Raw genomic sequence first — 26,065 nt, forward strand, 5'->3', positions numbered from 1 at the left:
GCCAAGAACGGCAACCACGGCCTCTACGGGCCGGGCTGTACGCCGGCGGAGAATCCTGTGGAGACCCGATGCGTACTTCGGCAAGGACCCGGCGCCGACGGCCGGGGCCGCTGAACGACGGCGCGGAGGACGCACGCACCCTCCAGTCGCTGGGCTACACCCAGCAACTGAACCGCCGCATGGGCGCTTTCGGCAATTTCTCCGCCTCCCTTTCAGCGATCTCCATCATGTCGGGGACCTTGCTGCTGTTCGGCTACGGCCTGAACTCCGGCGGCCCCGCGGTGATCATGTGGGGATGGCTCGCCGTCGGGCCGCTGGTGCTGTGCCTGGCGGCGGCCCTGGCGGAGATCACTTCCCGCTACCCCACCAGCGGCGGCCTGTACTACATGGCGCGTCAGCTCGGCGGTGAGCGGTGGAGCTGGTACACCGGCTGGCTCAACCTCCTGGGCCTGCTCGGCGGGATCGCCGCCCAGGACTACGGCATCGCGACCTTCACCACCGCCTGGGCGAACCTGCAGTTCGGTTACACGCCGACTCCGGGCTCTCTCCTGGCCCTGTACGCGGTCGTCCTCGCACTGCACGCGGTCCTGAACCTCTTCGGCGCCCGGCTGCTGAACTTCTTGACGTCCCTGAGCGCGTGGTGGCACCTGGCGGGCGCCGTCGTCATCACCGGTGCCCTGACGCTGCTGCCCGCGCACCACCAGCCGGCCGGTTTCGTGTTCTCCGAGTTCACCGACAACACCGGCTGGGGCGCCCCGATTTACGTGATTCTGCTGGGTACGCTGCTCCCGGTCTTCGCCCTGGCCGGCTATGACACCTCGGCCCACCTGAGCGAGGAGACCAGCCGGGCCTCTGCCGCCGCGGCCCGCGGGATCGTCCGCTCGGTGGCGGTGTCCTGGATCGCCGGCGGCATCCTGCTGACGGCGCTGCTGTTCGCCGTCCAGAACTACGCCGCGACCCTGGCCGGGCCGACCGGCGTACCCGTCGCCCAGATCTTCCTGGACGCTCTCGGCGTGGCCATGGCCAAGGTTCTGCTGTTGGTGGTCATCGTGGCACAGTTCCTGTGCGGTTACACGGTGACCGCCTCCGCCAGCCGAATAATCTACGCCTTCGCCCGGGACGGCGCCCTGCCCGGATCGGCGCGCTGGCGGAAGGTCAGCCGCCGCACCGCCGTCCCGGCCGACGCCGTCTGGCTGGCAGTCGGTGTCGCCTTCGTCCTCGCACTGCCGTCCCTGTATTCCGCCACGGCATTCTCGGCGGTGACCGCCATCTCCGTCGTGGGTTTCACCCCGGCGTACGCCATCCCGGTGCTGCTGCGGCTGCGCCACCGCGACCGGTTCACCCCCGGACCCTGGCACCTGGGCCGCTGGAGCCGGCCGATCGGCTGGGTGGCGGTGGTGTGGGCGGCCGCGGTCACGGTGCTGTTCTTGCTGCCGCAGGCCAGCCCGATCACCGCCACGAGCTTCAACTACACCCCCGTCGCCGTGGCAGTGGCTCTCGTCATGGCCGCCCTGTGGTGGCGCATCGGGCGCCACTCCTACCGTGTTCCCAGCTCGGACACCCCCGCAGCAGCCGACCGGTTCGAAGCCGGCATCTGACGGCGGAGAACCCGCATGTCGCACGTCGCAAGTAGAGTCCTCACTGACCCGGCGGCGCCCGGGCAGTTGACCACCTGCTCAGGGGCGCCCGCGAACTCGACGTTTCAGGGGGTACGGTGACCGGTCTCGCGGAGTCCGTCGAATCGGTACAGCAACTCGCCGTGGCCTGGCGTGCCATGGTGCTCGACCGCGACGCGGGCGCGGATGTACGTGACCTCCCGGGCATCGCCGTTCGCTGGGCCGACTGCCGGTTCGCGTTCTGGAACTGCGTCACCTTGACCGACGTGGGCGCAGGGGCAGAGACCCTCAGGCACCGTCTGGGCCAGGCGGCGGACATCATGCGGACGAAGAAGCACCCGGGCTTTCTGTGGCTCTTCGAGGGCCTTCTCGACGACGAGGCTCGCTCCACGGTGCAGGCAGCGGCCGAACAGGCGGGCTTCCAGTACGCCTTCCCCGGTAGGGGCATGGCCGGAGACCTGCTCCCGGTTCCCGAGCCGGCCCACCCCGACCTGACGATCACGCGCGTGAGCACCGAGGAGCAGTTGCAGGCCTACGCGGACCTCAACTCGCGCGCGTACGGCTTCCCGTTGGAGGAGGGCCGCGACGGTCTCACCGGTTCCGCGCTCTGGAAGAACGAGGTGTACGCCTACCTGGGCATGCGAGGCGGCATACCGGTGGCGTGCGCCGCTACGGTCGAGGCGGAAGGCCGCCTCTTCGTCGTACTCGTCGCCACCGACCCGCAGTGGCAGCGCAGGGGTTACGGCGAGGCGGTCACGCGCAAGGCGCTGTACGAGGGCGCCCGGGCCACCGGGCTGACCCGCGCCACCTTGCACGCGACCGCCGCCGGGGCTCCCGTATACCCGCGTATCGGATTCAAGCCGAATTCACCGATCCGCTTCTACAGCCTGGCGAACTGAGCTCGTTCCTCGGCCTCTGCGACTCGGAGCCGGCCGCCCGTGCGGGCGTCCGGCTGGTCTCCCGCTACCGAGGTGCGACCGCCTCGACCCAGTCGTCGACGGGGAGGACATCCGCCCACTGCGGGAAGAGGCGCTCGGTGAGGACCCGGTGCACCTCCGGGTCGGTGTCCAGGCAGGCGTCGGAGAGGACGGTGAGGCCGAAGTCCATGTCGTTCGCCTGGCACAGGGTGGACAGCACCACAGCGCTGGTGGCGATGCCGGTGAGTACGAGGCTGTCGATACCGCGTGCCCGCAACACCACGTCGAGGTCGCTGCCCGAGAACGCGCTCGCCCGTCTCTTGGTGACCACCACGTCGCCCGGACGAGGCGCGACCTCGGGGTGGATCTCGGTGCCGGGGGCGCCCTCGACGTAGAGGCCGGCCCGTGCGATGGCGGCGAGCGGCTTGTTACGCGTGCCGACTTCCGGGAAGCCGGGGCGTAGCGCGATGACCACGTAGATCACGGGTATGCCCGCCGCCCGGGCGCCGTCGATCGCCCTGCGCAGGCGTGGCAGGTATCCGGAGCCGTCGTCGGCGATGTCCACGATGGCCCGTTGGACGTCCATCACGAGAAGGGCGCTGCTCATGTCGCCTCCAGGAACGAAGTAATCCGACGTCTGTGCGGGCCGGATGCTGGCGTTCGAATCCTATGTGGGCATGGCGCGGTGACGGCGCGTCCGCCTTGGCAAGGGGAGAGCACAGAGGACACAGCCGGCAGTTCGCGCGACACGTAGTGAACGGTGGCCGGCGGTCAGGCGGCCCAGCCGAGGGAGGAGACGTTGCTGTACGCGTCGTAGTCCGAACCGAGATCGGGGATCAGGTCGTCCCAGATCCGGTCAGGGACTCGGCGTCGTCGGCCGGCCACGCGTCCGCGGCCGCGTCCCAGTAGCGCGGGCGTACGGTCAGGCGGCGGGTGGCCAGGTCGCGTCGGTAGCGGGCCTCGACACGGGCCCGGTCGACCGGGTTGATCTCGATGCGGGTCCCGCCGCGTGACATCAGGCGGCGTTTGAGGCCGGTGGCGACGTTGCGGCGGCGCAAGTCCCAGTAAGCGTCGTCCAGCTTCTTGCGGTTGGCCGTGTCGGGGGAGCGTTCCTCGGCAAGCCAGGCGTAGAGAGTGCGGACACTGACGTTGATGCCGGCGCGTTCCATGGCCGCGTAGCCGGCTTCGGAAGTGGTCAGGTAGCGCAGGCGGGCCGCGATACCGCGCTCGGAGTGGGGGGGAGGACTGCAGGCCGGTGACCATGCGCTCGATGCCGTGACCGAGGGCGTCGCCGCCGCCGATGCCCTCGGCCGCATACCGGCCCAGCTCCATCCACCGCCCCGCCATCAGCGCACCCCGTCAGGCATGACGGCGGTGTACCGGACGGGTTCGCCGTCGCGGTCGGTCTTGACCTTCATCTCCCCCAGCCCTCGGCCTTCGGTGAAGACGGTGCGCCAGTCACCGGTGACGTGCAGTTCGTCGGTGCCCATGACGCTGATGACGGTCAGCCCGGCCTGGCGGGCCTTGTAGGCGCGGTTCCACAGGTTGGCGAAGGCCTGGGAGCGAACGATGTGCATCCAGTCGGGGCGTTCGATCTCCCGGTTGTGCACCGACTCCCCCAAACAGGGCCATCACATCAGGGATCGCCCGTTGGGTCAGCGCGGCCGTCGCGGCATCCGCGTCACCCTCGGCCTGGTCGAGTTCGGTGCGCACCGCACGCGTGATGAGCTGCTCGGTGTCGGCCTGGGACCGGGCGGCGGAGCGGGCGCGGCGCTGGGACTGGTGACGCTGCGCGTTCCCCGCCGCCAGCGCGGCCGGGCTCGTCGCCGGCTCCGGCTCAGCTGCCGGTGCTGGAACAGGGGCTACGGGGCCGGCACGGCCGGGGAGGCCACGCTGGGGGCGGTAGGCGCCGGAACAGGGGCGGGGTGGATCCGGGCCAGGCCCTCCGGCAGTTGCAGGTACTTCAACCGCGCCGGCGGTGCCGGGTCGAACGCCTCTCTACGCTCGGACGCTCACCCTCGGACATCCCCTCACCGTTTCAACATTGGGCGTCCATTGGGCGTTCATTTGGCGCAGGTTACGGACTCCGATTCACCGAGCCCGTGGCGGGACAGCTGATGCGCCGGAGCCGGTGTCGGAGCCAGGTGCTGCAGGTAAGTGCCGAAGCCGTGAGGAGCGCGAGGGGTGGTACGTCCGGAGGTGAGGACGGGGCAGTGGTCGGTTCTGAGGATGCGGGCACCGGTGCGCCGCAGTGCGGTCACCAGGGCGTGGTCCTCGCTGTGGGTGCGGGCGGGGAAGCCGTGGGCCCGGTGGTAGGCAGGGGCCGCCACGCCGAAGTTGGCACCGTGCACGTGGGGATGGTTCCAGTTGCGACCGTGTTCGGGGCGGTCGGCGAAGTAGTGGGTGTCGTGGTGTCGGGCGACGGTGGTGCTGAGGGTGGGGTGAGGGGCGATGCGTATGGTGCCCAGGACGCAGTCCCACCCGGCGCCGGCCTGCTGCGTCTGATAGGCCAGCCAGTCGGCGGGGACGAGGGTGTCGGCGTCGGTGGTGGCGATCCAGGCCCGGTCGGCGGCGGGCCCCAGAAGATCGAGGCCGTGTGCGACGGCGGCGGCCCGGGCCGCGCCGACGTTGCGCCGGGCGAGCTGGACGACGTGGGCACCGTACCTGCGGGCGAGGGAGGCGGTGTCGTCGAAGCAGGCGTCGGCGGCGACGACGGTGACCACCGGCAGATTCTGTGCGAGCAGCTCGGGATGGTGGGTGGCGTTGTGCAGGGCTCGGAGGGTGGCGGGCAGGGTCGCTGCTTCGTTGTGGGCGGGTACGGCGACCACGAGGGCGGTGGGAGGGGCGGGCGGGTGGTTCACACCAGCCCCTCGGCTGCCGCGGGAGTGGGGGTGGCGCCGCCGTCGGGCAGGCGTCGGGTGAAGGTCTGCAGCACGAAGTCGGTGTCGTCGAGCCGGGTGACGGGGGCGAGTTCGGGTACGGCGGTGAGCAGCGGAGCGAGCTGCGCTCCGGTACGCGAGTGCTCTGCGGCCGGGTGGTTCCAGTGCACGGTGATCAAGGTCGCGCCGGGCTGGAGGCTGTCGACGGTGCGGGAGACAACCGTGTGCAGGGTGGCGTCGTCGAAGTAGTACAGCAGCTCGGAGAGAACGACGAGGTCGAAGGTGCCTTCGGGCCACTGGTCCGGAATCGCCAGGGGGCGCACTTGGACGTGCGCCTGGTCGCGGTTGCGGGCGGCGGCTGCCTGGACGGCTGCCGGCACCCGGTCGGTGGCCAGCACTTGGTCGCACCGTTCGGCCAGGAGCCGGGTCAGCACGCCGACGGAACAGCCCGGCTCGAAGGCCCTGCGGTAGCGGCGGCGGGGCAGTGCGGCGACGGTCAGGGCGTATTTGCGCTGCTCGTACCACCGGTCCGCCAGGTGCCAGGGGTCGGCGGAGCCGGCGTACATGGTGTCGAAGTAGGACGGGGGTGTGGCCTGGCTGGTGCTCATATGAAGACCGTCTCGAAGGGGCGGGTGTGGTGGGCGAGTTCGGCGGGCGGCAGGATCACGGACGCGGGGCCGGGAGTGGGGGCGGCCCCGGGGCCGGGGCTGAAGGGGGTGATCTGGCTGGTGAACCGGCGGATCGCTGCCTGCTTGCGGGCCTGGGCCCAGGCGGGCAGGGGCAGGCGGCGGGCGGTGGACCAGGGCACTCGCGGGTCGCCGGGCGAGGCCCAGTGCCACATCCACACCGGGTAGTGCCAGCAGGGCGTGCCGGTCTGCCGGGCGGCGGCCGCCGCGGCCCGCCCGGCCGCCTCGTGGTCGGCGTGCAGGTCGCCCGTGAACGGTGCGACGCACAGCCGGGCGCCGGTCTGCCGCAGCACCGCGCCGAGCTGCCGTGTCAGCTGCCTCTCGTGGGCGCCGACGTCCGTGTCCGGGATGTGCAGCCGGTACGTACGGTGATCGCGCAGGTCGAGGTCGCCGAGGGCGCGTTCCAGCTCGGCCGCTCGCAGCGCGGCGATCCGGCCCGCGGGAAGGTGCGGGTGCGAGCCTTCCCCGTCGGTGACGGTCACGAGCCGGACCGCGCCGGTGAGCCGCGCCATCGTGCCGCCGAAGCCGAGGACCTCGTCGTCGGGGTGGGCGGCGACCACCACGACGGGCCCGGACGGCGGCCGTACGGCGGGCAGCTGTGCCAGGCCGGCCCAGGCGGCCCAGTGCTCTTCCGGGGTGCCGGGGGCGTCGATGGCTTCGGCGGCCGCCTCGCGGTCGAAGGTCTCGGTCATCGCCGCGGCCGGGCTTCCTGCGCCACCAGGGCGCCGAGCTCGGCGAGGTCGCGGTCGGCGTGGTGCTGGCGGATGTAGACCGCCAGGTCGGCGGCGTTACGGGCGTGACGCGGGTCGTGGCACAGGGGTCCGGCACCGGTCGCCCGCCCGACGCGGTCCAGGACGTCGCGGCAGGCGCGCTCTGCTACCGCCCTGACGCGCAGACTGCGCAGCCGGGCGGTGCCCTCGGTATCGAGCGGGTCGGCATCGATGGCCTGCGCCGCCTCCCTCAGCACGCTGTGCGCGGCGTGCAGCGCCACGTCCACCGCGCCCAGGTGCGCGGCGGTCAGCGGGTCCGTGGTGCGGGCGCCGTTCTGGAGGGTGTCGGCGACGGCCCGTGCCCCGCCGAGCCAGCAGGCGGCGACCCCGATCCCGCCGTGCTGGAAGCCCGGCCGGTCCACGTAGGCCCCCACCGCGCCGACGGGCCCGGCCGGTACCGCCGTGAACCGCACGTCGGGTGTGTCGCTGCCGGCCATGCCGATGGCCTGCCAGGTCCCCTCCACCGGCGCGTATCCGGGGTGGTCGGTGCGTACGGCGAAGAGCCGGCGCCCGTGCGGGGTGTCGGCGGTGACCAGGGCGTGGGTGCACGAGTGCGCCCCTGAGCAGTACGCCTTGATCCCGTCCAGCAGCCACTGGCCGCCCTCCTGGCGCGCCCGGAGGCCCGTACCCGGTGGCTGCGCGGCCCACACGCCCCAGCGCTCACCCGGGCCGGGCGGGGCCGCGCCCAGTTCCTGGAGGATGGCCGTGGCGTCGGCGTGGCCCTCCGCCAGGCGGGCCAGCGACAGGTCGGTGCGCCCGAGCGCGTACAGGGCGGCGAAGCGCTCCTGGGTACGGCCCGCTCCCGGCAGGGGCAGGTCGTGGGCTTCGGTCTCCACCCAGGTACGGAACCGTTCAGCCACCGAACGCCGCACTTCTTCGGCGTCCGGGACGACGCGTCCGATGTCTGCTCCCACAGTCACTTCTGGTCTCACCTTTCGCACAGCGTGCCGGTTCGGCGGTCGCCTCCGGGGAACGGCCGCCTCCGGGAAATGGGTACGGCCTGCACTGTGTGACCGGCCGGTCTGATCCCGCTTACCCGGCGAGTGGTCTCTTATCCGGTGCTTTCGCTCAGGGCTCGGAAGTATCAGGGAACTGCCGAAGCGGAGACGGACGCGATGGCGGCGGTGGAGGCGAAATCAGTGACGGTGGCGAAAGCGGGGGCGGTGGCGGTGGCGGTGGCGAAAGGGGTGGTGGTGGACCATACGAAAGGCCGCCGCGGGGGGCGTGTTCCTGCGCGGCGGCCTTACGGAGCGGGCGATCAGTGGCCGGTGAGTTCGCCGCTGAGTTTGCCGTGGAGGCGGGCGCTCGGGGCGTTCAGGCCGGTGATTTCGACGGTCTTGCCGCGCTGTTTGTACTTGGTTTCGATGGCGTCGAGGGCGGCGACCGAAGAGGCGTCCCAGATGTGGGCGGCGGAGAGGTCGATGACGATGCGGTCGGGGTCGGTGGCGTAGCGGAACTGGCCGACGAGGTCGTTGGAGGAGGCGAAGAAGAGTTCACCGGTGACCGCGTACACGACCGTGCCGTCGTCGGGACCGGGACTCGGGGTGACTTCGGCCAGGTGGGCGACGCGCCTGGCGAAGATGACCATCGCGGTGACGGAGCCGACGACCACGCCGACGGCGAGGTTGTGGGTGGTGACCACGGCCGCGACGGTGATCAGCATGACGGCGATCTCGCCGGCGGGCATCCGCTTGAGGGTCTTCGGCGCGATGGAGTGCCAGTCGAACGTCGCGCAGGACACCATCACCATGACGGCGACCAGGGCGGCCATGGGGATGTCGGAGACGATCGGGCCGAAGACGACGCACAGCACCATCAGGAACGAGCCGGCCAGGAACGTGGACAGGCGGGTGCGGGCGCCGGAGACCTTCACGTTGATCATCGTCTGGCCGATCACGGCGCAGCCGCCCATGCCGCCGAGGAAGCCGGTGACGATGTTGGCGATGCCCTGGCCGATCGATTCGCGGGTCTTGGAGGAGCGGGTGTCGGTGATGTCGTCGACGAGCTTGGCGGTCATCAGCGACTCCATCAGGCCGACCAGCGCCATGGCGAGCGCGTAGGGGGCGATGGTGGTCAGGGTGTCCGCGGTGAAGGGCACGTCCGGCAGGCCGGGCACGGGGAGGGAGGAGGGCAGATCCCCCTTGTCGCCGACGGTGGGCACGGCGATCCCGGCGGCGACCGTGATCGCGGTGAGGATGCCGATGGACACCAGCGGAGCCGGGATCACCTTGGTGACCTTGGGGAAGAGCACCATGAGCGCGAGCCCGCCGACGATCAGCGGGTAGACGGCCCAGGGCACGTCGTGCATCTCGGGCACCTGCGCCATGAAGACCAGGATGGCCAGCGCGTTGACGAAGCCGACCATCACCGAGCGCGGGACGAACCGCATCAGCTTGGCCACGCCGAGAGCGCCCAGGGCGATCTGGAAGACGCCGGCCAGGATGACGGTGGCGATCAGATGGCCCAGGCCGTGTTCGCGGTTCATGGGGGCGATCACGAGGGCGACGGCGCCGGTCGCCGCAGAGATCATCGCCCGGCGCCCGCCGACGACCGAGATCGTCACGGCCATGGTGAAGGAGGCGAACAGGCCGATCGCCGGGTCGACCCCGGCGATGACCGAGAACGAGATCGCCTCGGGGATCAGGGCCAGGGCCACGACCAGGCCGCCCAGGATCTCGGTACGCCAGACCTTCGGGTCGGACAGCCAGTCGGGCTTCAGGCCGCGCAGGCACGCGGCCGGGGAGGGTGCGGAGGCAGCGGAAGGCAAGGGCAAGGAACCTGTCGTGCTCGGGCACGTCCCCGCAGACCTGGCGGCCGGGGCGCGCGGAAGGAGGAGGAAGGGGAAGGAGGGGGACGAGGGGAAGGAGAAGGGTGCGTAGGGGCCGGCCGGTCGGCGCCCCGCCGGGGGCCCTGCGGTCGCGGGGCCTGAAGTCCGGGCAGGGACGCAGCCGGATTGCCCGGCAGCGCCGGCTCACACCTTGAAGCGAGCCGGCCCTCGGCAGTGCCGGCTCACGCCCTGGGGCGAAAGGGTCACGGCGGGCAGGCAGCGGCGCGGGGCGTCATGGACATGCGCACGCTCTCTCCTGCACAGGTTACGGTCTTCGCCGGGGCATCGTCCGCATCGTCCCGGGGACATCATCGGCCCCGACCCGGCTGACGGGCACGGAGCCGCCGCCCCGCGTCGCCGAGGCGATGCGGCAGGCAGCCGATGCCGACGCCCCCCACTCTACCCTGACGTTAGGGTAGAGATCGATGTGATGAGGGATCGAAGACCGGCGTGGGCCGCCTGTGGCCTCGAAGGTGCGGAAAGGACGGGCGCCCGCGTGAGCAGCGAGCACATGCAGATCGGCGAGGTCGCCGCACGGACCGAGCTGTCCCTGCGCACCATCCGGCACTACGAGGAGACCGGCCTGGTCATCCCCTCGGCCCGCTCCCAGGGCGGCTTCCGCCTCTACACCGAGGCCGATGTCGCCCGCCTGATGGTCATCCGCCGCATGAAACCGCTCGGCTTCACCCTCGACCAGATGCGCGACCTGCTGGCGGCCACCGACCGCCTCGATGCCGACGGGGAACTGACCGGCACCGAACGGGAAGCCCTGCTGGAGCGGGTCCGCGGATACGAGCGGGACGCGGCCGAGCAGGTGGAAAAGCTCCGCACCCAGCTGGCGCGGGCCGAGGAATTCGCCGCCACACTCCGCGAGCGCCTCACGTCCTCCCCCCGTCCGTGACGGGCCCCTGCCCCGGTCCGTGACGGCCCCTCCCCCGGCCCGCGAGCGCCGCTCACGGCCACCGCTGTGCCGCCTCGGCACTCTCCGTACGGGTCGTTCCGCGCGGCGTACCGCTCCGCCATAGCCGGCGCGGACGCGTCCCGCGGTTCACACAGGCCGTGTCCCGTCGGCGGTGGCAGTGCGCCACGCGCTCGGCGGCTGTCCGGTGCCGCGCTGGAAGAAGGTGGTGAAATTCGCGGCGTCCCGGAACCCCAGGCGGGCAGCGCACCTGCTCACCGGCAAGTCGGTGTGGGCGAGCAGTCGTTTGGCCTCCAGCAGGATGCGCTGGTCCAGGAATGCCTTGGCGCCGACGCCCGTGGCGGCGCGGGCAGCCCGGGTCAGTGTCCGCCGGTCGTAGCCCAACGCCACGCCGTACTCCGCGACCTGGTGCCACTCGCCGAAGTGCTCTTCGACCGCAGCTCGGTAGCGGAGGAAGACATCACCGTGCTTCCCGCCGCCTACGGGGGCGGTGGCGCCCTCAGGGGGCAGCACGCGTGCGACCAGGGCCGCCAGGAGGTGGGCCAACAGCGGGCGGGAGGCCAGCCGCGGTACCCGTACTGCCAGGTCGTGCTCGCGCCGCAGGTGGTCGGCCGCAAGCAGGGCGAGCGGTTGCACCTGCGGTTCCAGGTGCCAGGAGGCGGGTGCGGCGAGGTCCTGTGCGGGAGTCGGGCCCAGGTCGGACAGGAAGCCGGGGCGGAAGAGGATCAGCGGGCCGTCAACGCCGTCGACGTCGCTCCAGCGGTGCACCGTCCCCGGCCGGATCCACACCACGCTCCCTTCTCGCACGGCATACGTCTCGAAGTCCGCCATGTGCTCGCCCCGCCCGGAGGCGACCAAGGCGAGCACATGGAAATCCGGCCGCTGCGGCCGGGTACGGCGGCGTGCGCCGTCCATCTCCCGCAGCCGCGCGAAGCTGAGGACCTCTACACCGTATGCCGCCCCGGGGGCCGGTACGTAGTGCAGTTGGCGCACGGCGGTGAGTCCGCTTTTCACAAGGGCCGCGTCGCTTTCCACCGGGAGACATCTGCCCAACGACTGTAGCTTCGGGCGCACCCCACCGGGGCCGAGAAAAGGCGCGGGAATGAGAAAGGCGCGGGAATGGCGGAAATGACAAGTACAGTGCAGGTGGCGGGCGGCACGATCGAGGTCCGTTCCAAGGGGCGCACCGGGCCGGCGCTGGTGTTCGTCCACTACTGGGGCGGCTCCGCCGCCACTTGGGACACGGTCGTCGAACGGCTTCCGGCCGAACGGGCCACGGTCCGCTTCGACCAGCGCGGCTGGGGCGCGTCACAGAGGCTGCCCGGCCCCTACGCGCTGAACCAGCTCGCCGATGACCTCATATGCGTGGTCGACGCCTTGGACCTCGGCCCGTTCGTGCTCGTCGGCCATTCGATGGGCGGAAAGGTGAGCCAGCTCGTCGCGGCGCGCCGGCCCGCGGGGCTGGCGGGCCTGGTCCTGGTCGCGCCCGCGCCGCCGGAGCCGCCCGCCCTGGTGACCGCGGAGTACCGGGAGGCGCTCTCTCACGCGTACGACTCGCCGGAGGCCGTCGGGCAGGCGCTCGACCACGTACTGACCGCCGTGACGCTGCCGGAGTCGCTGCGGGCCGCAGTCGTACGCGACAGCGTCGCCGCCCGCCCCGAGGCCCGGCGGGAGTGGCCCCTGCGGGGCATCGCGGAGGACATCACGAACGCGGCCAAGGCGATCGACGTGCCGGTGACGGTGGTGGCCGGGGAGAACGATGCCGTGGAACCGCCGCAGCTACTCCGGGAGCACCTGCTGCCGTACATTCCACACGCTCAGCTCAGCACTGTCCCTGGCGCCGGCCATCTGCTGCCCCTGGAAGCGCCCGAGGCACTCGTAGCGGTTCTGCGCAGCGCCACCGCCTCTCTGGGCAGCTGACCGCCCCCCTGCGCGCGACGGCGCCGACGCGACGGGGCGGCGCAGCCGGACGGAGGACGCCGCGCCTCACTTCGCGCGTGCGGTGCCGGCCGCGGCGAGCACCGCCAAGGCGCTGTCGCGGGCCGGGCGGGCGGCGTTCGCCCCCAGGAGGGAGGAGGTCACCATGGCCCCTTCGACCAGTATGTGGATCTGTTCGCCGACGCCGCGTGCGTCGGTGTAGTCCTCGGCGAGCTCGGTGAAGTAGTCACGGAGCAGGGCCTTGTGCTCCTGCACCGCTTCGGCCACGAGCGGGTGGCGCTCGTGGCCCTGCCCGCCGAGCTCGGCCCAGGCGTTGACGAAGGCGCACCCCCGGAATCCGGGCGTCTCGACGGTTTCCTGCAGGCAGTCGAACGCCGCGAGCAGGCGTGCCCGTGAGCCGGCCGGGGACGGGGCGGCCTGCTCGACGGACTCGGCCAGCTGAGCGCGGAGTCGCTGCCCGTACGCCTGCAGATAGGCGGCGACCAGGTGGTGCTTGGAGGGGTAGAGCTTGTAGAGCCGCGCGAGCGACACCCCGGCCTGGTCCCGGACCTGGGTCATCCGCACCGCGTGGATGCCGTACTCGGAGTAGAGCCCTTCCGCGGCCCGCAGCACGCGCGATCGCCCCTCGTCACACTCCACCGCCGTCAACTCCGGGCCTCCTTCTCCGCTAGAACGCTGGTTCTAGTGTAGCGGTGCGGTCTACGGGGTGAACCATTCGCCGGGAGGCGTGACCAAGGAGGTGACGCCCAGCTCCTTCGCGCGCTTCTCGAAACGTTCGACCGCCTGCGGGGTCTCGACGTAGATGGGGGGCTTGTGCAGCGTGCCGTAATGAATGGGAACGGCGACGCGGGCGCCCAGGATATGGGCCGCGACCGCGGCCTCCTCCGGAAGCATGACGGCATGGAAGGGGCTCGGCGGCTGCAAGTGCGGAAGTTCGACCACCGGACCGTTGATGGGGACGAACGCGATGTCCACCGGACCGAACCGGCGGGCGATCGACCACCAGTGGCCATGGAAGACGGTGTCTCCGCCATGGAAGACGCGCAGGCCGTCGCAGTCGACGACCCAGCACAGCTGCGGATCCCCCAGCTCGTCGACGGAGGGTCCCGCGCCGATACGGAACGGGCCGACGCTGCGCTCCTCCCACGGCCGCACGACCTCGGTCGCGACACCGTGCTCACGGAATGAACCCTCCGCCTGACAGGTCCATTTGAGGTCGTCATCCGGTCCGGTGACCGGCTCGGGCCGGTACACGGGCGCACCGGCGGCGAGCGCCTTACGGATCGCCACCGGGTCGGCGTGGTCGGAGTGCAGGTGCGTCACCAACGCCGCCGCCGTCTCCCCGGGGCGGGAGGCCGCGGGGAACCTCTCGTCCGAGAACAGCGGCGAGGCGTCTTCGATGAGGTCGATGACCAGCGTCCGGCCGGCGTGTTCGAGCTCCGCGCCGGCCCATCCCAAGCGTCGCAGTCGCACAGCCTCGTCTCCTTGCGTCACGGTTCGGTCCGGCGCGGCTCGCCCGGCCCGGGCATGCCGGGTCCGGGCGGACTCCGCTGGAACCAGCGTTCCTAGAACGGTCGTTCTTACGGTAGCAGAATGGCCGTTCTAGCGGGTGGGGGCGGCCTGTTCGCGGCGCCAGGGTGGTCGGCTGCCCCTGCGGCACCGCCACCCGGCCGGAGCGATCTGGGCGGCGTACGACGTCCGCCCGCACCCGCCCGCCCGTACGGGACACCGGAACGACGTCCGCATCTTTGTGGCTTCTGCCAGTACGAAGGCCCGCCGCCGGACGGGGAGACTGCCCGCCACGGGCCGGCCGAGGCAGAACGCGACGCAGCACGGCGAAGCACAAGGAGGACAACACGGTGAGCGTGCAGCAGTATGACGAGATCGGTGAGGCGTTCGAGGGCTTCAAGGCCCTGCCACTGGCGCACTACGCGGAGGTGCCCGGCTTCCTGGCCATGGTCGGGGACGTGCGCGGCAAGTCGGTCCTCGACCTGGCCTCCGGCACCGGCTTCTACAGCCGGGAGTTCAAGCGACGCGGCGCCGCGGAGGTGCTCGGAGTCGACATCTCCGGCGAAATGGTCCGCGTGGCGCGGGAAATGGAGGAGCGCCGGCCGCTGGGTGTGCGCTACGAGGTGGGCGATGTCTGTGACCTGCGGCCCTTGGAGCAGCGGTTCGAGGTCGCCACGGCGGTCCAGCTGCTCAACTACGCGCAGGACACCGCCGCCATGGAGCGCATGTGCCGCAACGTGCACCGGAGCCTGGCGCCCGGTTCCGAGTTCTTCCTGCTCAACCAGTCACCCGACTACCGGTTCGACGGGCCGTCCATGCGCAAGTACGGCTTCCTCACCGAGTTGACCGGCGAGCATGCCGAGACCGGACCGCAGGTGAGGACCACGGCGCTGCTCGACCCGCCGGTCTCGTTCACCTCCACCTGCCCGCGCCGCGAGGTCTACGAGCAGTGCCTGCGGGCAGCCGGGTTCGACGAGGTGGCCTGGGTCCCACTGGAGGTGTCCGGCGCCGGTGTACGCAGGTTCGGTGCGGACTTCTGGGCGGACTTCCTCGCCAATCCCCCGCTGGAGATGCTGCGCTGCCGCGCCTGACGACGGCTCCCCTGCTCAGGCTTGAGCCCGGCTCTGTCGACAGGGCGGATACGGCTGCATGGTCCGGAGCGCGGGAATCCCGGATACTGCGGCCATGAATCTGCCCAACCCCTCGTGCGATTACTGTGGCTGCCTGGACTGCGTCGACTGCTTTCCCAGCCTGCGGAGCGTACCGAGCGTGCAGCCCGAGGACATGCCGTGTGCGTCATGCCGGCGACTGGAATGCGCCTCCTGCGGGGACTGCTCCTGTAGTGCCGCATCCGCGAGTGCCGCATCCGCGCGTATCCACGGGCCTCGGCAACGCCCCGATGGCGGATGCCTTCCAGCGCGCTGAGTACATCAATGTCGAGCGCGAGATCAAGGTGGCCTGGTGCTGGTACCGGAGCTGATACCGGATCGGGTTCTGTTCCGATCGGGCCAGGCCGTCACCGCTGGGCGGTGGGCCTCACCACGATCTCGTTGACGTCGACCTGGTCCGGCTGGGCGACGGCGTAGGCGATGGCGTCCGCGATCGTTGTGGGGGCCAGCGCCATCGCGTCGCGGCGGGCCAGCAGCGCGGCGCGGGCGTCGGGGTCGGTGACCGCGTTGACGAAGTCGGTGTGGACGAAGCCCGGGGAGACGATGGTGACGCGCAGGTCGCCGACCTCTTGTCGCAGGCCTTCGCAGACCGTGCGCACGGCCGTCTTCGTCGCGGAGTAGACCGCCTGTCCGGGGACGGTGCGGTACGCGGCGGTCGACGCGACCGTGACGAGGTGCCCGGCCCCCTGACGGCGGAAGACCGGCAGCGCGGCGGCGATTCCGTACAGCACACCGCGCAGGTTGACGTCGATCATGTCGTCCCATTCGTCGACACGCAGGTCCTCCAGAGGGGATACCGGTCCGATGCCGGCGTTGTTGACCAGCACGTCGAGCCGGCCGAATTCGGTGACCGCCGCATCGAGGAGGCGGACGAGGTCCGTACGCCGCCGCACGTCGGTCGGCACTCCGACGGCACGGCCACCTGTTTCCCGGATCTCGGCGGCGAGCTGCTCGACGCGGTCGCCGCGCCGGGCGCCGAGGACGACTTTCGCCCCGCGCCGCGCCAGGGCGAGCGCGGTGGCCCGTCCTATGCCGCTGCTGGCACCGGTGACGGCGATGACCTTGTCGCAGGTCGGTGTCTTGGCTGTTTCTGCCATGGGTGTGGTCTTCTTCCTCGGTGTCTCGTGAGCCGTCCCGCCGCCGGCGGACAGCTCGGTGCCGCACGGGCGGAATGGCGTGGAAGCGGCCAAGGGCGGGTCGTCGGCAGGCTGTGCGGCCGGCATGTCCCGTACGGCGCCCGTCGGCGCTCAGGTGAGAGATCCGTCCCTGACGCGAAATCAAGTGTGCGTTACCTTCAGCCTGGTATACAGAGCCTGTTCATTCTGGAATCGAGGGTGCCACCCACCATGTCTCCCACCACGCGGCAGCAGCAGGATCAACACGACGAGCTGGGCGCGTTCCTTCGCAGCCGCAGGGAGCGGATCACCCCTGACCAGGTAGGGCTGCCGCACACCGGCCGCCGTCGGACGCCGGGGCTGCGCCGGGAGGAACTCGCGCTGCTCGCCGGGATCAGCGCGACCTGGTACACGTACCTTGAGCAGGGCCGGGACATCCGCGCCTCGGAGCAGGTGCTCGGCGCCCTCGCCTCGGCGCTGCGGCTCGACCGCCACGAGCGCGATCACCTCTTCCGGCTCGCCGGCCACACCCCCGCGCCCCGGACCGGGGAGCCCGAACCGCTCGCCCCCGAGGTGGCGGCCGTACCGCTGCTGCTCCAGCCGCAGCCGGCCTACATCATCGGCAGCACCTACGACGTGCTCAGCCACAACCAGGCGGCCGCGGAACTGTTCCCGAAACTCACCGCCGCGGCGGGACGGCCGGCGAACTTCGTCCGCTGGATGTTCCTCGAACCCGTGGCCCGCGACGTCGTGGTCGACTGGGAGCCGGAGGCGCGCGGCCTGCTCGCCCGGCTGCGGACGCTGGCCGGGCACCACCCGGGTGATCCCCGGTACACGCGGCTGATCGACGAGCTGAACGCGGGCAGCGCGCACGTACGTGCCTGGTGGCCGCAGTACGACGTGCAGGTCCGGCGCAGCGGACGCAAGCGGCTGCGGCGCCAGGGCCGCGCGGCGGCCGAGTTCGTCCACACCGCGTTCCACCTGGCCGACCAACCGGAACTGACGCTGGTGATCTACACCGAGGACCGGGAGCTGGCCGACTGACGCCGGCAACACCGTCCGAGCGTCCCCGACGGTCGAACCACCGGATCGCTAACCCACTTCCGGCGCATGCGGCGGCGCATCGGCAGTCGCTGTGTGGCCGGTCGGCCGCCGCATGCGCCGGACGCGTGACCGAGCCGGTCGTGGCGGTTCGGCGTTCGTCGGGCGGACTGATCCGTACGTGATGTGAGGGGTCCGGTCGGTGTGCGGCAGGCAGAGCCGGGCGCCTTGACTGGACCCGGGACGTCTTCCAGGACCTGTTCGCGGGCACCGGCGGCGTGCCCGTACCGGACACCGCCACCGACGGCTGCTACATCAACCACGCGGACGCCGGCATGACCGACCCGGAGTTCAACGGGTCCGGCGTCCCCTGGCCGACTCTCGATCACGAGGACAATCACCCGCGCCTGCGCAAGGTCAAGTGGCGGTGGGATCCGCGCAACGTGTTCCGGCACCGGAGGAGTGTCGAGCCGCTGGCGTCGGCCCCGGAGGGCGCGGCCGCCGGTTCGCAGCCGGGAAGCGCCCGGTAGGTCTGCGCCAAGGCAGTCGAGCAGCCCCCCGGGCTTCGGCTTCCGGGGGGCGGCTGCTCGTGCGAAGCCCGTCAGCGCGAAGCCCCCTCGGCAGGTAGCTCCCGGCAAGAGCCGAGGTCCTGCCGGACGCGGGGGCGGGCCCGACCGGCAGCGGTGGCCGGTGCGCGGCCGCCCCGGGCCACCGGCGCGGTCTGCACCGCCGGCCGGCAGGTCTCGCATGCGCCGGTCGATGCCCGCGCTGTCGTCCAGCGCGTCGGCCTCGATGTCCACGGCGAGCCGGCTGATGTCGTACATCGTGATGACCTTGCCGGGACCCCGGTGGCCGGCAAGGCGCGCCGCACCGATGTGCTGGTGACCGGCGTCACGATGTTTTTTCGTCCTGCATGTCGACCGAACGCCGCGTGGGGGGCGTATGGCAGGTGAAGCGAGAGATCCGGGAGTGGCTGTTGACCGTCGAGGAGTTCGAAGAGTTCTACGCCCAGACGGTCGCGCGGCTCACGGGACAGCTGTACGTGATGCTCGGCGACCTGCACGAGGCGCAGGACGTGGTGCAGGAGGCGTTCGTCCGGGGCTGGGACCGGCGCCGGCAGCTCGACCGGAGCGGGCAGCCGGAGGCGTGGGTCCGCACGGTCGCCTGGCGGCTGGCGGTCAGCCGGTGGCGGCGCCTGCGCCGCAGCGCCGACGCGTGGCGGCGCAGCGGCGCCCCGCCCCATGTCGAGGGGCCGGATCCTGGGCAGGTCGCGCTGGTCGAGGCGCTGCGCGAGCTGCCCGTCCAGCAGCGCCGCACGCTCACCCTGCACTACCTGTGCGACCTGACCGTCGACCAGATCACGGGTGAGACGGGACTGTCGGCGAGCACCGTCAAGACCCACCTGAGCCGTGGCCGCAAGGCGCTCGCTGACCGTCTGCACGACCCGCGCATCGAGGAGGCGCCCGGTGTCTGAGCCCCAGGACCCGCTGCGGTCCCTGTTCCAGCAAGCGGCCGACGCCGGCCGCGACGGCGCCACGGCCGCACCGGCGGCCGAGATCTCCGCGCGCGGGCGGCGGGCGCGCCGGCGGCGTATCGCCGCGCTGGCGACGGCGGCGTGCCTGGCCCTCGGGGGCGGCGCCGTGACCACTGCCGCGCTGCTCTCCCGTACCCCGGCCCCTGTGGGCCCGGCCGGCACACCCCCGCCCGGCCGGCCGTCCCCGGACCGGCAGCTGTCTCCCACCCCTACCGCGCCCCGTTCCACCGCCCCGCCCACGCCCACCTCCACCTCCACACCCACGGCGCTGCGCTCCACCGCCCCGCCCGCTCCGGAGAACACGGTCGACGCCTCTCCCCCGGACTCCACGCAAGGCACGGCCACCTCACCGCCCTGAGCCGACTCGTCCTTCCGCGACCCGGCGGGCCGTCGCCGGGTGGTCCGCCCTGCCTGCCCATACCCCCAAGGAAGCCGTTATGCCCGTTTCGTCCGTCTCCGCGCGCGAGCACCCCCACCTCCCGGCAACGCCCCGGCACAGCCCGCACCCCCCGGAACCCGCCGTACGGACCGGCCGTGTGCGCCGGAGACTGCCCGGCCGTACGACCTGGCGCCTCGGTCCGGCGGACCGGGACATCCTGTGGCTGTACCTGTCGACCCGAATAGGCATCTGGCTCACGGCCTACTGCGCCCGGTGGCTGTTCCCCGCCGACCCCGCCACCCACGACCCCGGCCCGCCTCTCGCACCGTTCCAGCGCTGGGACTGGGACCACTTCCTGCACATCGCGCAGCAGGGATACTTCCCCGGCCAGGCCGGACCGTGGCTGCCCGACTGGGACAACCGGGAAGCCTTCTTCCCCGGCTTCCCCCTCGTGCTGCGCGCCGTCCACGTCGTCGTACCGGACTGGGCCCTCGCCGGACTGTCGATCTCCTTCGTCTCCGGAGCCGTCGCCGTCCTGGCCCTGGCCCGCATCACCCGGCACCACCTGCACGGCAGCGCGGCGGGACGGCGTACCGTCCTGTTCTTCCTGCTCTCCCCGTGCGCCGTCTTCCTGGCCGTCGGCTACACCGAGGCCCTCTTCCTGGCCCTGGCCCTGCCCTCCTGGCTCGCGGCCCGACGCCACAACTGGCCCCTGGCCATGGCACTGACCGCCGCGGCCACCGCCGTACGCGTCAGCGGCCTCTTCCTCGCCGCGGCCCTGGCCACCCACTTCTTCCTCAGCCTCCGCGACACCCGCAACTGGCGCGCGCTGCCCTGGCTGGCCCTTCCCGCGCTGCCTCCCGCCCTTTTCAGCTGGTACCTCCAGACCCGCACCGGCGACTGGATGGCGTGGAAGAGCGCGCAGGAACGCGGCTGGTACCGCACCTTCCACACCCCTTGGGAAGCCTGGGCCAACACCTGGCACAACGCTTTCGACCAGGCCCAGAGCACCGGCTACGCCTTCATGTTCCAGGCCGAACTCGTCGTCATGCTCGTCGGCTTGGCGCTGCTCGTCGTCCTGGCACGCAAGCGCCGCTGGCCCGAGGCGGTCTACGTCGCCCTCAGCCTGTGCGCTCTGGGCACCTCGTACTGGTACGTCTCCATCCCGCGCGCCGCCCTCCTGTGGTGGCCCCTGTGGGTCGCCATGGCCGGATGGAGCCTGCGCAGCCCCCGGTTCAAGACCGCGTACCTCTGCATGATCGCGCCGCTGAGCACCGTCTTCGCCCTAACCTTCCTCAGCGGCCGCTGGACGGGGTGAGCGCACCGATCGGGCGGGGAGGCCGCTTCCGGCAGCACGGCGGTCGCCCCGTGGCCGCCCCCGTCACTCGCCGTCCGCGAGCTCCAGCGCGGCAAATCCCCAGTCCGCCCAGATCAGACGTGACACCTCCTCCGGGTACGGCACCGTGGCGGTGTCCGCGGCGAACACACGGGCGAGCCGTTCCCCGGACCCGTACGGGGCCCAGCCAGGCGAACCGGTTCCGGCGAAGGCGGTCCAGGCCGCCATCATCGACTCCGAGAGCGCTCTGGCCTCGACGGAAGGCTCCTTCCCCAGGAGCATTTCCGCGATTTCGCTCCCGAAGGCGCCGAAGACCAGCGGGACGTCGAGCCCGTGGCAGGCGCCGAGCGCGCCGCCCATCGCCGGGCTCGGCCAGGCCAGCTCGTACAGGTACGCGGTGCCGCCGCCGGCGGCGTGGGCCTCGGCCAGGTGGAGGCTGGGCATACGGAACAGCCAGTCGGACAGCACCAGGTCCTGGAGGTCGGTGGGGTTCGCGTCCGGGTAGCCGGTTCGGTAGGCGCGCGCCCCCACGGTACTGGGCGCGCACCACTCGAGGGTGGCGGCGGCTTCCTCCTCGGTGACCTTTCCGAGCCGCCCCGAGAGCGCGGTGAACCCGCGGCATTCGTCCCGGGTGTGTCCCACGACGAGGTCGATGCCGGCGCTATGCCCCGCACGCAGTGCCTCCCAGGGAGTTCGCGGCAGTACGTCGCCGTCGATCACGGGCGCGAACGGCATCCGGGCCCGGGCTGCCCGCCCCCACCGCGTCTCGCGCTCCGTCATCGTGTTCAGTACGGAGTCCGCCGCGTCCCGCAGGGCGTCGGGCGTCACCGGCGCCAGACTCGCGCGCGTGGGAGCCGCCCCCAGTTCGGCGGCGACAGCGGTACCGATGTCCGCGGCCAGCGGCACGCTGAAGAAGGTGCCCGGCACGCTCTGCACCACGGCCCGGTGGAAGAGCCCGGCCGCGCGGGGCATCACCATCAGCGACGCCACCGCGCCCGCGCCCGCGGACTCACCGAAGACGGTCACCCGGCCCGGGTCGCCGCCGAAGGCCGCGATGTTGTCCCGGACCCACTCCAGCGCGGCGACCTGGTCCAGCAGGGCCCGGTTGGGCGGCGCACCCTCGAACTGCCCGTATCCCTCCGCGCCCACCCGGTGGTTGAACGTCACCAGGACGGTGTCCCGCCGCGCCAGGCCCGTACCGTCGTATCCGGACCCGTCGGACGAGCCAATCATGCACATGCCGCCATAGATCCAGACCAGGACCGCCAGCCCCGCCCCGCCGGGATCGGGACTGAAGACATTGACGGTCAGCCAGTCGTCAGCGCCTTCCACGCTCTGCCGCCCGGTGCCGTACCCGACCGCGAGGGACTGCGGTGGCGCCGGCCCGAAGGCACCGGCATCGCGTACGCCGTCCCAGGGCAGCGCGGGCACGGGCGCGGCCAGGTGCAGGTCACCGACGGGCGGCCGGGCATACGGGATGCCCCGGAAGACGGCCACGCCGTCCTGCCACCGGCCCCGGACGGCGCCGGACGCGGTGCGGACTTCGGGTGCTCGGTCGGATCGGGTCATACGGTCTCCTTCTCCCGGAACGTCACCCGCCACACCGCTCGGTCGCGCCCGGCCACGCCACGGCAACCGCGCACCGCCTTCCTCTGCTCACCGGGTTGGGCCCGGGGTTCGAAAGGGGAGGTGCGCCATCGGAGATGAACAGTGACGGACGGTGTCGGTCGCCCCAGGGGCGCAGACGGCGGCCATGATCCAGACCATGCGTGCGCTGGTTGTACTGACCGGCAATTCACGCACCCAGAAGCACGTACCACCCTTCACGTATCGGTTGACGTGTAATGAGCCCAGGGGCGAGCCTGGTTGCGGAGGCAGGTGAGCCGACAAGGAAGAGGAAGGCCATGCCGGAGCCTGCGCGCTGCGCACCCCCCTGCATCGAGCAAGACACCGAACGCGCCAAAGGCCGCCGCACCACGGAGCCGCCCTCGACCCCCGTACCGTGCCTGCTGGCCCTCGAAGTCACTCCCGACGGCGACCGCACGCGCGCCACGCTCCGAGGAGAACTCGACCTGGACACCGGCCGGCACGTCGAACCGGGCCTGCACGCGGCCCTCGGCCACTCCGTCCACGGCCTCGACCTGCATCTCGACGCCGTGCACTTCTGCGACTGCGCCGGCCTGGGCTCACTGCTGCGCCTGCGTACCCGGGCACTTCAGCAGAACAAGACCGTCACCATCCGTACCGTCAACCACGCCATCGACCAGGTCCTGGCCCTGACCGGCACCCGAGGCCTGTTCGACGCCCCCTCCCCGGACGGCCACCCGGCAGCGCTCTCACCTCCCGAGACGTACGAGGGCAACGGCCACGACCGGCGTACCGGGGCGCCCCGCCTGCGCCACACCACGCAGACCCGTCCAGCTACCGAACTGGGCCGACCCCCGTCATAGGCTGACATCCTCACGTGACGGACAGGAGGCCGAGGTGGCCGAGACGGTGGCGGCCGAGGTGATGGCCGAACGGGCCGAACTCGCGGGCCGAAGGCACGCGAGGTGAACGAGAAACACGGTGACGATCACGGTGTGCATCTCGGCAAGCTGCGCGCGCTCGCGAAGCGCCTCGAAACGCAGCAGGAACTCGCGTGTCACCTGTGGGAGCCCGGCGACACCGCGGCGAAGCTGCTGGCGATCCTGATCTGTCGTCCGAAGGCCTTCAGCCGCGAACAACTGGACACCATGGTGCGCGAGGCCCGCACGCCCAAGGTGCACGACTGGCTCGTGAATTACGTGGTGAAGAAGAGCCCGCACTCCGAAGAGCTGCGCCTGGCCTGGTGCGCCGGCCCGGACCCCACGGTCGCGAGTGCCGGCTGGGCGCTGACCACCGAACGCGTGGCGAGGAAACCCGAGGGCCTGGAACACCCGTGAGCCGCACTGAAGTCCGGCTGCTGCACCTCCCGAGGCCCTTTCACCAGCTCTGCTTCCGTGCCCGGGCCGTGACCGTTACGGTGGCACCAATGCGCCCTGCGTGGTGCAGGGTGTGCCGGGAAGTCTGGTCGGCGTTCAAAGGGCTGTCGCGAGCCCGTCCGCCGGCCTTCTGGAGGGCCCGATGCGCAGCAGCCCGCCCTTCATGCCCGCTCTGTTCCGGCTTCCGCTGGTCGAGCCGCCCGATCCCCGGCTGACCGTTCGCACCCGTAGCGATGCTCCCGGCGGCGCCACGGAACTGGGGCTCGTCGGCGAACTCGACGTGCGTACGGTGCGCCTGGTGTGCGATGCCACCGTCGCCCACCTGAGATCCGGCCAGCGGCTGCTGCGGCTCGATCTCTCCGGCATCACCTGGTGCGACAACGCCAGCCTCTACACCCTTCTGGGCATACGGGGCGCTGTGCATGCCGCCCAGGGAAGCCTGGAACTGACGGTGGCCAGTCAGACGGTTGAGCGCGCCCTGGTCCGCACCGGCGTGGGACCCCGGCTGGCCCCTGCCCCGGCATGTCAGCGTGCTCCCGTATGACAGCGCACCACCCCACGGAGAACCAGTGTCCGGTTCCTGCCGGACCGCACCCGCACCGGACGTTCTGGCGGGGCTCGTGCGGTGATCTGCTGTGCTGGGAGCCGCAGGGGTACGGGCCTGTCGGTCCTCTTCCTTGTTGAACGCGTGTACGCAGCTCATCGTCTCCCGGTGGGCGGACCGGCCCGGACGTACCCCCGTACGGCCCGGGCCGGGCCTCCTCGCGTCGGTACGCCGATCAGTTGACCGCGGCGGCGAGCATGCCGGGCTCGTACGAACCTCCGCGCTGGTGGGTGATCACGGCGAGCCGGTTGGCCGCGTTGATCAGGGCGACCAGGCAGACCAGCGCGGCGGTCTGGTCGTCGTCGTAGTGCTTGCGGACCTGGGCCCAGGTCTCGTCGGAGACGCCCTGCTGGGCGTCGGCGATCCGGGTGCCTTCCTCGACGAGCGCCAGCGCGGCCTGCTCGGCCTCGGTGAACACGGTGGACTCGCGCCAGGCGGCAACCAGGTTGAGCCGGACCGCGGTCTCACCGGAGGCCGCGGCCTCCTTGGTGTGCATGTCGATGCACCAGCCGCAGCCGTTGATCTGGCTGGCGCGCAGTGCCATCAGTTCCTGCGTGGACTTCGGCAGCGACGACTGCTGGATGACCAGGCCGGTGTTGGCGAACCGCTTGGCGAACTTGGAGCCGAGCTCGTTCTCGAACAGGTTGAATCGGGCGTCCATGATTTCGTCCTCACTCGTAGTGTGCACAGACCCAGTGGTGTGCACGGATCGCGTGGCGCGCACTGGAATCCCGTGGTGTGCGCCGATCTCGTGGTGTGCGCTGAACGAACACAAGACGCCGGCGCCCCGCTCCCTGTGACAGGGCGGCCGTGTGACGCACGCCACCGTGCGCGGCTGTCACAAAACGGCGGGGGCCGGCGTCTTGTGCGCGTAGCACCGTCGAAAGCGAAGAGGCAGGAGTACCCGGTGAAGAGCGAGCACAGCGAGCGCACGGCGGACACGACAGGGCAGCTCGCCGGCGGTGGACGCACGGATCCCGCCACCGAGGTGTTCGTCGCCCATCGCAACCTGCTGTTCACCGTCGCCTACGAGATGCTCGGCTCGGCCGCCGACGCGGAGGACATCCTCCAGGAGGCGTGGCTGCGCTGGGTGGGGGTCGATCTCGGCACGGTGCGGGACCAGCGTGCGTACCTGGTTCGGATCGCCACCCGACAGGCTCTGAGCCGACTGCGTACGCTCGGCCGCCGCAAGGAGTCCTACGTCGGCTCCTGGCTGCCCGAGCCGCTGCTCACCACGCCGGATGTGGCGGAGGACGTCGAGCTGGCGGACAGTGTGTCGACGGCGATGCTGCTGGTGCTGGAGACACTCACACCGACCGAGCGGGCGGTGTTCGTGCTGCGTGAGGTGTTCGACTTCGGGTACGACGAGATCGCCGAAGCCGTCGACAAGAGCCCGGCCGCGATCCGTCAGATCGCGCACCGGGCACGGGCACACGTCGCGTCGCGCCGGCCGCGCGGGATCGTTTCCCCGAGTGAGACCCGCGACGCGCTCGACGCGTTCCGACGGGCCGTCGAAACGGGCGACGTGCAGAGCCTGGTCGACATCCTCGCGCCGGACGTCGTCCTCCTGGGGGACGGCGGCGGAGTCAAGCAGGCCGTCCTGCGGCCCGTCGTCGGGGCCGACAAGGTGGCCCGGCTGCTGGCCGGCGGGCTGCGCAAGCAGGCGTCGGTGTCACTGCGGCCGGCCCAGGTCAACGCCGGCCCGGCACTGATCATCCGGCTCGGCGGCGAGATCGACACCGTCGTGACGGCACGCGTCGACCACGGGCTCATCACCGGCCTCTACGCCGTACGCAATCCCGAGAAGCTGACGCACATGGGGCGGGAAGTCGTACTGCGCCGCTGAGTTGAGCCGGAGCCCGC

26 protein-coding genes and 2 pseudogenes are annotated in these 26,065 nt (G+C 71.6%); 14 read left to right on the forward strand and 14 right to left on the reverse strand.

From position 1 onward, the window contains the following. Positions 1–68 precede the first annotated feature (68 nt). Entirely contained in the window at positions 69–1,598 is a 1,530-nt protein-coding gene (locus ACZ4Z1_RS28385) for an amino acid permease (protein WP_468489481.1), read from the forward strand. Between the two features lie 116 nt (positions 1,599–1,714). Further along, positions 1,715–2,515, forward strand: a complete 801-nt coding sequence (locus tag ACZ4Z1_RS28390) for a GNAT family N-acetyltransferase (RefSeq protein ID WP_468489482.1) — start codon at positions 1,715–1,717, stop codon at positions 2,513–2,515. A gap of 64 nt (positions 2,516–2,579) precedes the next feature. On the opposite strand, the gene ACZ4Z1_RS28395 is transcribed toward ACZ4Z1_RS28390, so the two are convergent. The 8 genes and pseudogenes from ACZ4Z1_RS28395 to ACZ4Z1_RS28430 all read right to left on the reverse strand — a co-directional run bounded on the left by ACZ4Z1_RS28395 (position 2,580) and on the right by ACZ4Z1_RS28430 (position 9,635). Further along, a complete protein-coding gene (locus tag ACZ4Z1_RS28395; protein ID WP_468489483.1) occupies positions 2,580–3,140 on the reverse strand; it encodes a cysteine hydrolase family protein in 561 nt (186 codons plus the stop codon). A gap of 164 nt (positions 3,141–3,304) precedes the next feature. After that, positions 3,305–3,880 (reverse strand): annotated as a pseudogene (locus tag ACZ4Z1_RS28400) (transcriptional regulator). Beyond that, complete coding sequence (locus ACZ4Z1_RS28405; protein ID WP_468489484.1) at positions 3,880–4,143, reverse strand: acyltransferase; 264 nt, start codon at positions 4,141–4,143, stop codon at positions 3,880–3,882. The pseudogene ACZ4Z1_RS28400 and the gene ACZ4Z1_RS28405 overlap by 1 nt, the downstream one beginning before the upstream one ends. 453 nt (positions 4,144–4,596) lie before the next feature. Continuing rightward, positions 4,597–5,394 carry a glycosyltransferase family 2 protein gene (locus tag ACZ4Z1_RS28410; RefSeq protein ID WP_468489485.1) on the reverse strand — a complete coding sequence of 266 codons (798 nt, stop codon included), beginning with the start codon at positions 5,392–5,394 and terminating at the stop codon, positions 4,597–4,599. Next, on the reverse strand, positions 5,391–6,020 hold the full coding sequence (locus ACZ4Z1_RS28415; RefSeq protein WP_468489486.1) for an SAM-dependent methyltransferase: 630 nt from the start codon (positions 6,018–6,020) through the stop codon (positions 5,391–5,393). Before ACZ4Z1_RS28415 ends, ACZ4Z1_RS28410 begins: the two co-directional genes overlap by 4 nt. Next, entirely contained in the window at positions 6,017–6,790 is a 774-nt protein-coding gene (locus ACZ4Z1_RS28420) for a PIG-L deacetylase family protein (RefSeq protein ID WP_468489487.1), read from the reverse strand. The genes ACZ4Z1_RS28415 and ACZ4Z1_RS28420 overlap by 4 nt, the downstream gene beginning before the upstream one ends. After that, positions 6,787–7,788, reverse strand: coding sequence for an acyl-CoA dehydrogenase family protein (locus tag ACZ4Z1_RS28425; protein ID WP_468489488.1), 1,002 nt, complete (start codon positions 7,786–7,788; stop codon positions 6,787–6,789). Before ACZ4Z1_RS28425 ends, ACZ4Z1_RS28420 begins: the two co-directional genes overlap by 4 nt. 338 nt (positions 7,789–8,126) lie before the next feature. Further along, entirely contained in the window at positions 8,127–9,635 is a 1,509-nt protein-coding gene (locus ACZ4Z1_RS28430; RefSeq protein WP_468489489.1) for a SulP family inorganic anion transporter, read from the reverse strand. Positions 9,636–10,191: 556 nt separating this feature from the next. Here ACZ4Z1_RS28430 and ACZ4Z1_RS28435 point away from each other — a divergent pair. Next, positions 10,192–10,596, forward strand: a complete 405-nt coding sequence (locus ACZ4Z1_RS28435; RefSeq protein WP_468489490.1) for a MerR family transcriptional regulator — start codon at positions 10,192–10,194, stop codon at positions 10,594–10,596. 147 nt (positions 10,597–10,743) lie between these two features. Here the strand turns inward: ACZ4Z1_RS28435 and ACZ4Z1_RS28440 are convergent, their stop codons facing one another. After that, entirely contained in the window at positions 10,744–11,628 is an 885-nt protein-coding gene (locus tag ACZ4Z1_RS28440) for a helix-turn-helix domain-containing protein (protein WP_468489491.1), read from the reverse strand. A gap of 114 nt (positions 11,629–11,742) precedes the next feature. On the opposite strand from ACZ4Z1_RS28440, the gene ACZ4Z1_RS28445 reads away from it, so the two are divergent. Next, entirely contained in the window at positions 11,743–12,534 is a 792-nt protein-coding gene (locus ACZ4Z1_RS28445) for an alpha/beta fold hydrolase (protein WP_468489492.1), read from the forward strand. Between the two features lie 66 nt (positions 12,535–12,600). Here the strand turns inward: ACZ4Z1_RS28445 and ACZ4Z1_RS28450 are convergent, their stop codons facing one another. Further along, positions 12,601–13,191 carry a TetR/AcrR family transcriptional regulator gene (locus tag ACZ4Z1_RS28450; RefSeq protein WP_468489639.1) on the reverse strand — a complete coding sequence of 197 codons (591 nt, stop codon included), beginning with the start codon at positions 13,189–13,191 and terminating at the stop codon, positions 12,601–12,603. Positions 13,192–13,251: 60 nt separating this feature from the next. Continuing rightward, positions 13,252–14,025, reverse strand: coding sequence for an MBL fold metallo-hydrolase (locus ACZ4Z1_RS28455; RefSeq protein WP_468489493.1), 774 nt, complete (start codon positions 14,023–14,025; stop codon positions 13,252–13,254). A 386-nt stretch (positions 14,026–14,411) separates the two neighbouring features. Here ACZ4Z1_RS28455 and ACZ4Z1_RS28460 point away from each other — a divergent pair, with 386 nt between their 5' ends. Next, on the forward strand, positions 14,412–15,152 hold the full coding sequence (locus ACZ4Z1_RS28460; RefSeq protein WP_468489494.1) for a class I SAM-dependent methyltransferase: 741 nt from the start codon (positions 14,412–14,414) through the stop codon (positions 15,150–15,152). Between the two features lie 425 nt (positions 15,153–15,577). Here the strand turns inward: ACZ4Z1_RS28460 and ACZ4Z1_RS28465 are convergent, their stop codons facing one another. Continuing rightward, a complete protein-coding gene (locus ACZ4Z1_RS28465; RefSeq protein ID WP_468489495.1) occupies positions 15,578–16,327 on the reverse strand; it encodes an SDR family oxidoreductase in 750 nt (249 codons plus the stop codon). A 249-nt stretch (positions 16,328–16,576) separates the two neighbouring features. On the opposite strand from ACZ4Z1_RS28465, the gene ACZ4Z1_RS28470 reads away from it, so the two are divergent. The 5 genes from ACZ4Z1_RS28470 (at position 16,577) to ACZ4Z1_RS28490 (ending at position 20,617) form a co-directional block, all read left to right on the forward strand. After that, positions 16,577–17,389 (forward strand): helix-turn-helix transcriptional regulator, encoded by an 813-nt coding sequence (locus ACZ4Z1_RS28470; RefSeq protein ID WP_468489496.1) that lies wholly within the window; start codon positions 16,577–16,579, stop codon positions 17,387–17,389. 275 nt (positions 17,390–17,664) lie between these two features. Continuing rightward, positions 17,665–17,916: a BBE domain-containing protein gene (locus ACZ4Z1_RS28475; protein WP_468489497.1), complete on the forward strand. Its 252-nt coding sequence runs from the start codon at positions 17,665–17,667 to the stop codon at positions 17,914–17,916. Between the two features lie 446 nt (positions 17,917–18,362). Next, positions 18,363–18,860 carry a SigE family RNA polymerase sigma factor gene (locus ACZ4Z1_RS28480; RefSeq protein WP_468489640.1) on the forward strand — a complete coding sequence of 166 codons (498 nt, stop codon included), beginning with the start codon at positions 18,363–18,365 and terminating at the stop codon, positions 18,858–18,860. Then, on the forward strand, positions 18,853–19,278 hold the full coding sequence (locus ACZ4Z1_RS28485; RefSeq protein WP_468489498.1) for a hypothetical protein: 426 nt from the start codon (positions 18,853–18,855) through the stop codon (positions 19,276–19,278). Before ACZ4Z1_RS28480 ends, ACZ4Z1_RS28485 begins: the two co-directional genes overlap by 8 nt. A 79-nt stretch (positions 19,279–19,357) precedes the next feature. After that, entirely contained in the window at positions 19,358–20,617 is a 1,260-nt protein-coding gene (locus ACZ4Z1_RS28490) for a mannosyltransferase family protein (protein WP_468489499.1), read from the forward strand. Between the two features lie 63 nt (positions 20,618–20,680). Here the strand turns inward: ACZ4Z1_RS28490 and ACZ4Z1_RS28495 are convergent, their stop codons facing one another. After that, on the reverse strand, positions 20,681–22,204 hold the full coding sequence (locus tag ACZ4Z1_RS28495) for a carboxylesterase/lipase family protein (protein ID WP_468489500.1): 1,524 nt from the start codon (positions 22,202–22,204) through the stop codon (positions 20,681–20,683). A 335-nt stretch (positions 22,205–22,539) separates the two neighbouring features. Here ACZ4Z1_RS28495 and ACZ4Z1_RS28500 point away from each other — a divergent pair, with 335 nt between their 5' ends. The 3 genes and pseudogenes from ACZ4Z1_RS28500 (at position 22,540) to ACZ4Z1_RS28510 (ending at position 24,142) form a co-directional block, all read left to right on the forward strand. Continuing rightward, the gene (locus ACZ4Z1_RS28500) at positions 22,540–23,085 is read left to right on the forward strand and encodes an STAS domain-containing protein (RefSeq protein ID WP_468489501.1); all 546 of its coding nucleotides are present in this window, start codon (positions 22,540–22,542) and stop codon (positions 23,083–23,085) included. A 61-nt stretch (positions 23,086–23,146) separates the two neighbouring features. Continuing rightward, positions 23,147–23,556, forward strand: a pseudogene (locus ACZ4Z1_RS28505) (DNA alkylation repair protein); the annotation flags it as partial. A gap of 184 nt (positions 23,557–23,740) precedes the next feature. Next, the gene (locus tag ACZ4Z1_RS28510) at positions 23,741–24,142 is read left to right on the forward strand and encodes an STAS domain-containing protein (protein ID WP_468489502.1); all 402 of its coding nucleotides are present in this window, start codon (positions 23,741–23,743) and stop codon (positions 24,140–24,142) included. Between the two features lie 235 nt (positions 24,143–24,377). Here the strand turns inward: ACZ4Z1_RS28510 and ACZ4Z1_RS28515 are convergent, their stop codons facing one another. Further along, complete coding sequence (locus ACZ4Z1_RS28515; RefSeq protein ID WP_468489503.1) at positions 24,378–24,863, reverse strand: carboxymuconolactone decarboxylase family protein; 486 nt, start codon at positions 24,861–24,863, stop codon at positions 24,378–24,380. Between the two features lie 246 nt (positions 24,864–25,109). Between ACZ4Z1_RS28515 and ACZ4Z1_RS28520 the strand changes: the two genes are divergently transcribed. Beyond that, positions 25,110–26,048, forward strand: coding sequence for an RNA polymerase sigma-70 factor (locus ACZ4Z1_RS28520; protein ID WP_468489504.1), 939 nt, complete (start codon positions 25,110–25,112; stop codon positions 26,046–26,048). Positions 26,049–26,065: the final 17 nt, after the last annotated feature.

This window comes from Streptomyces sp. NPDC030165 (assembly GCF_055573595.1).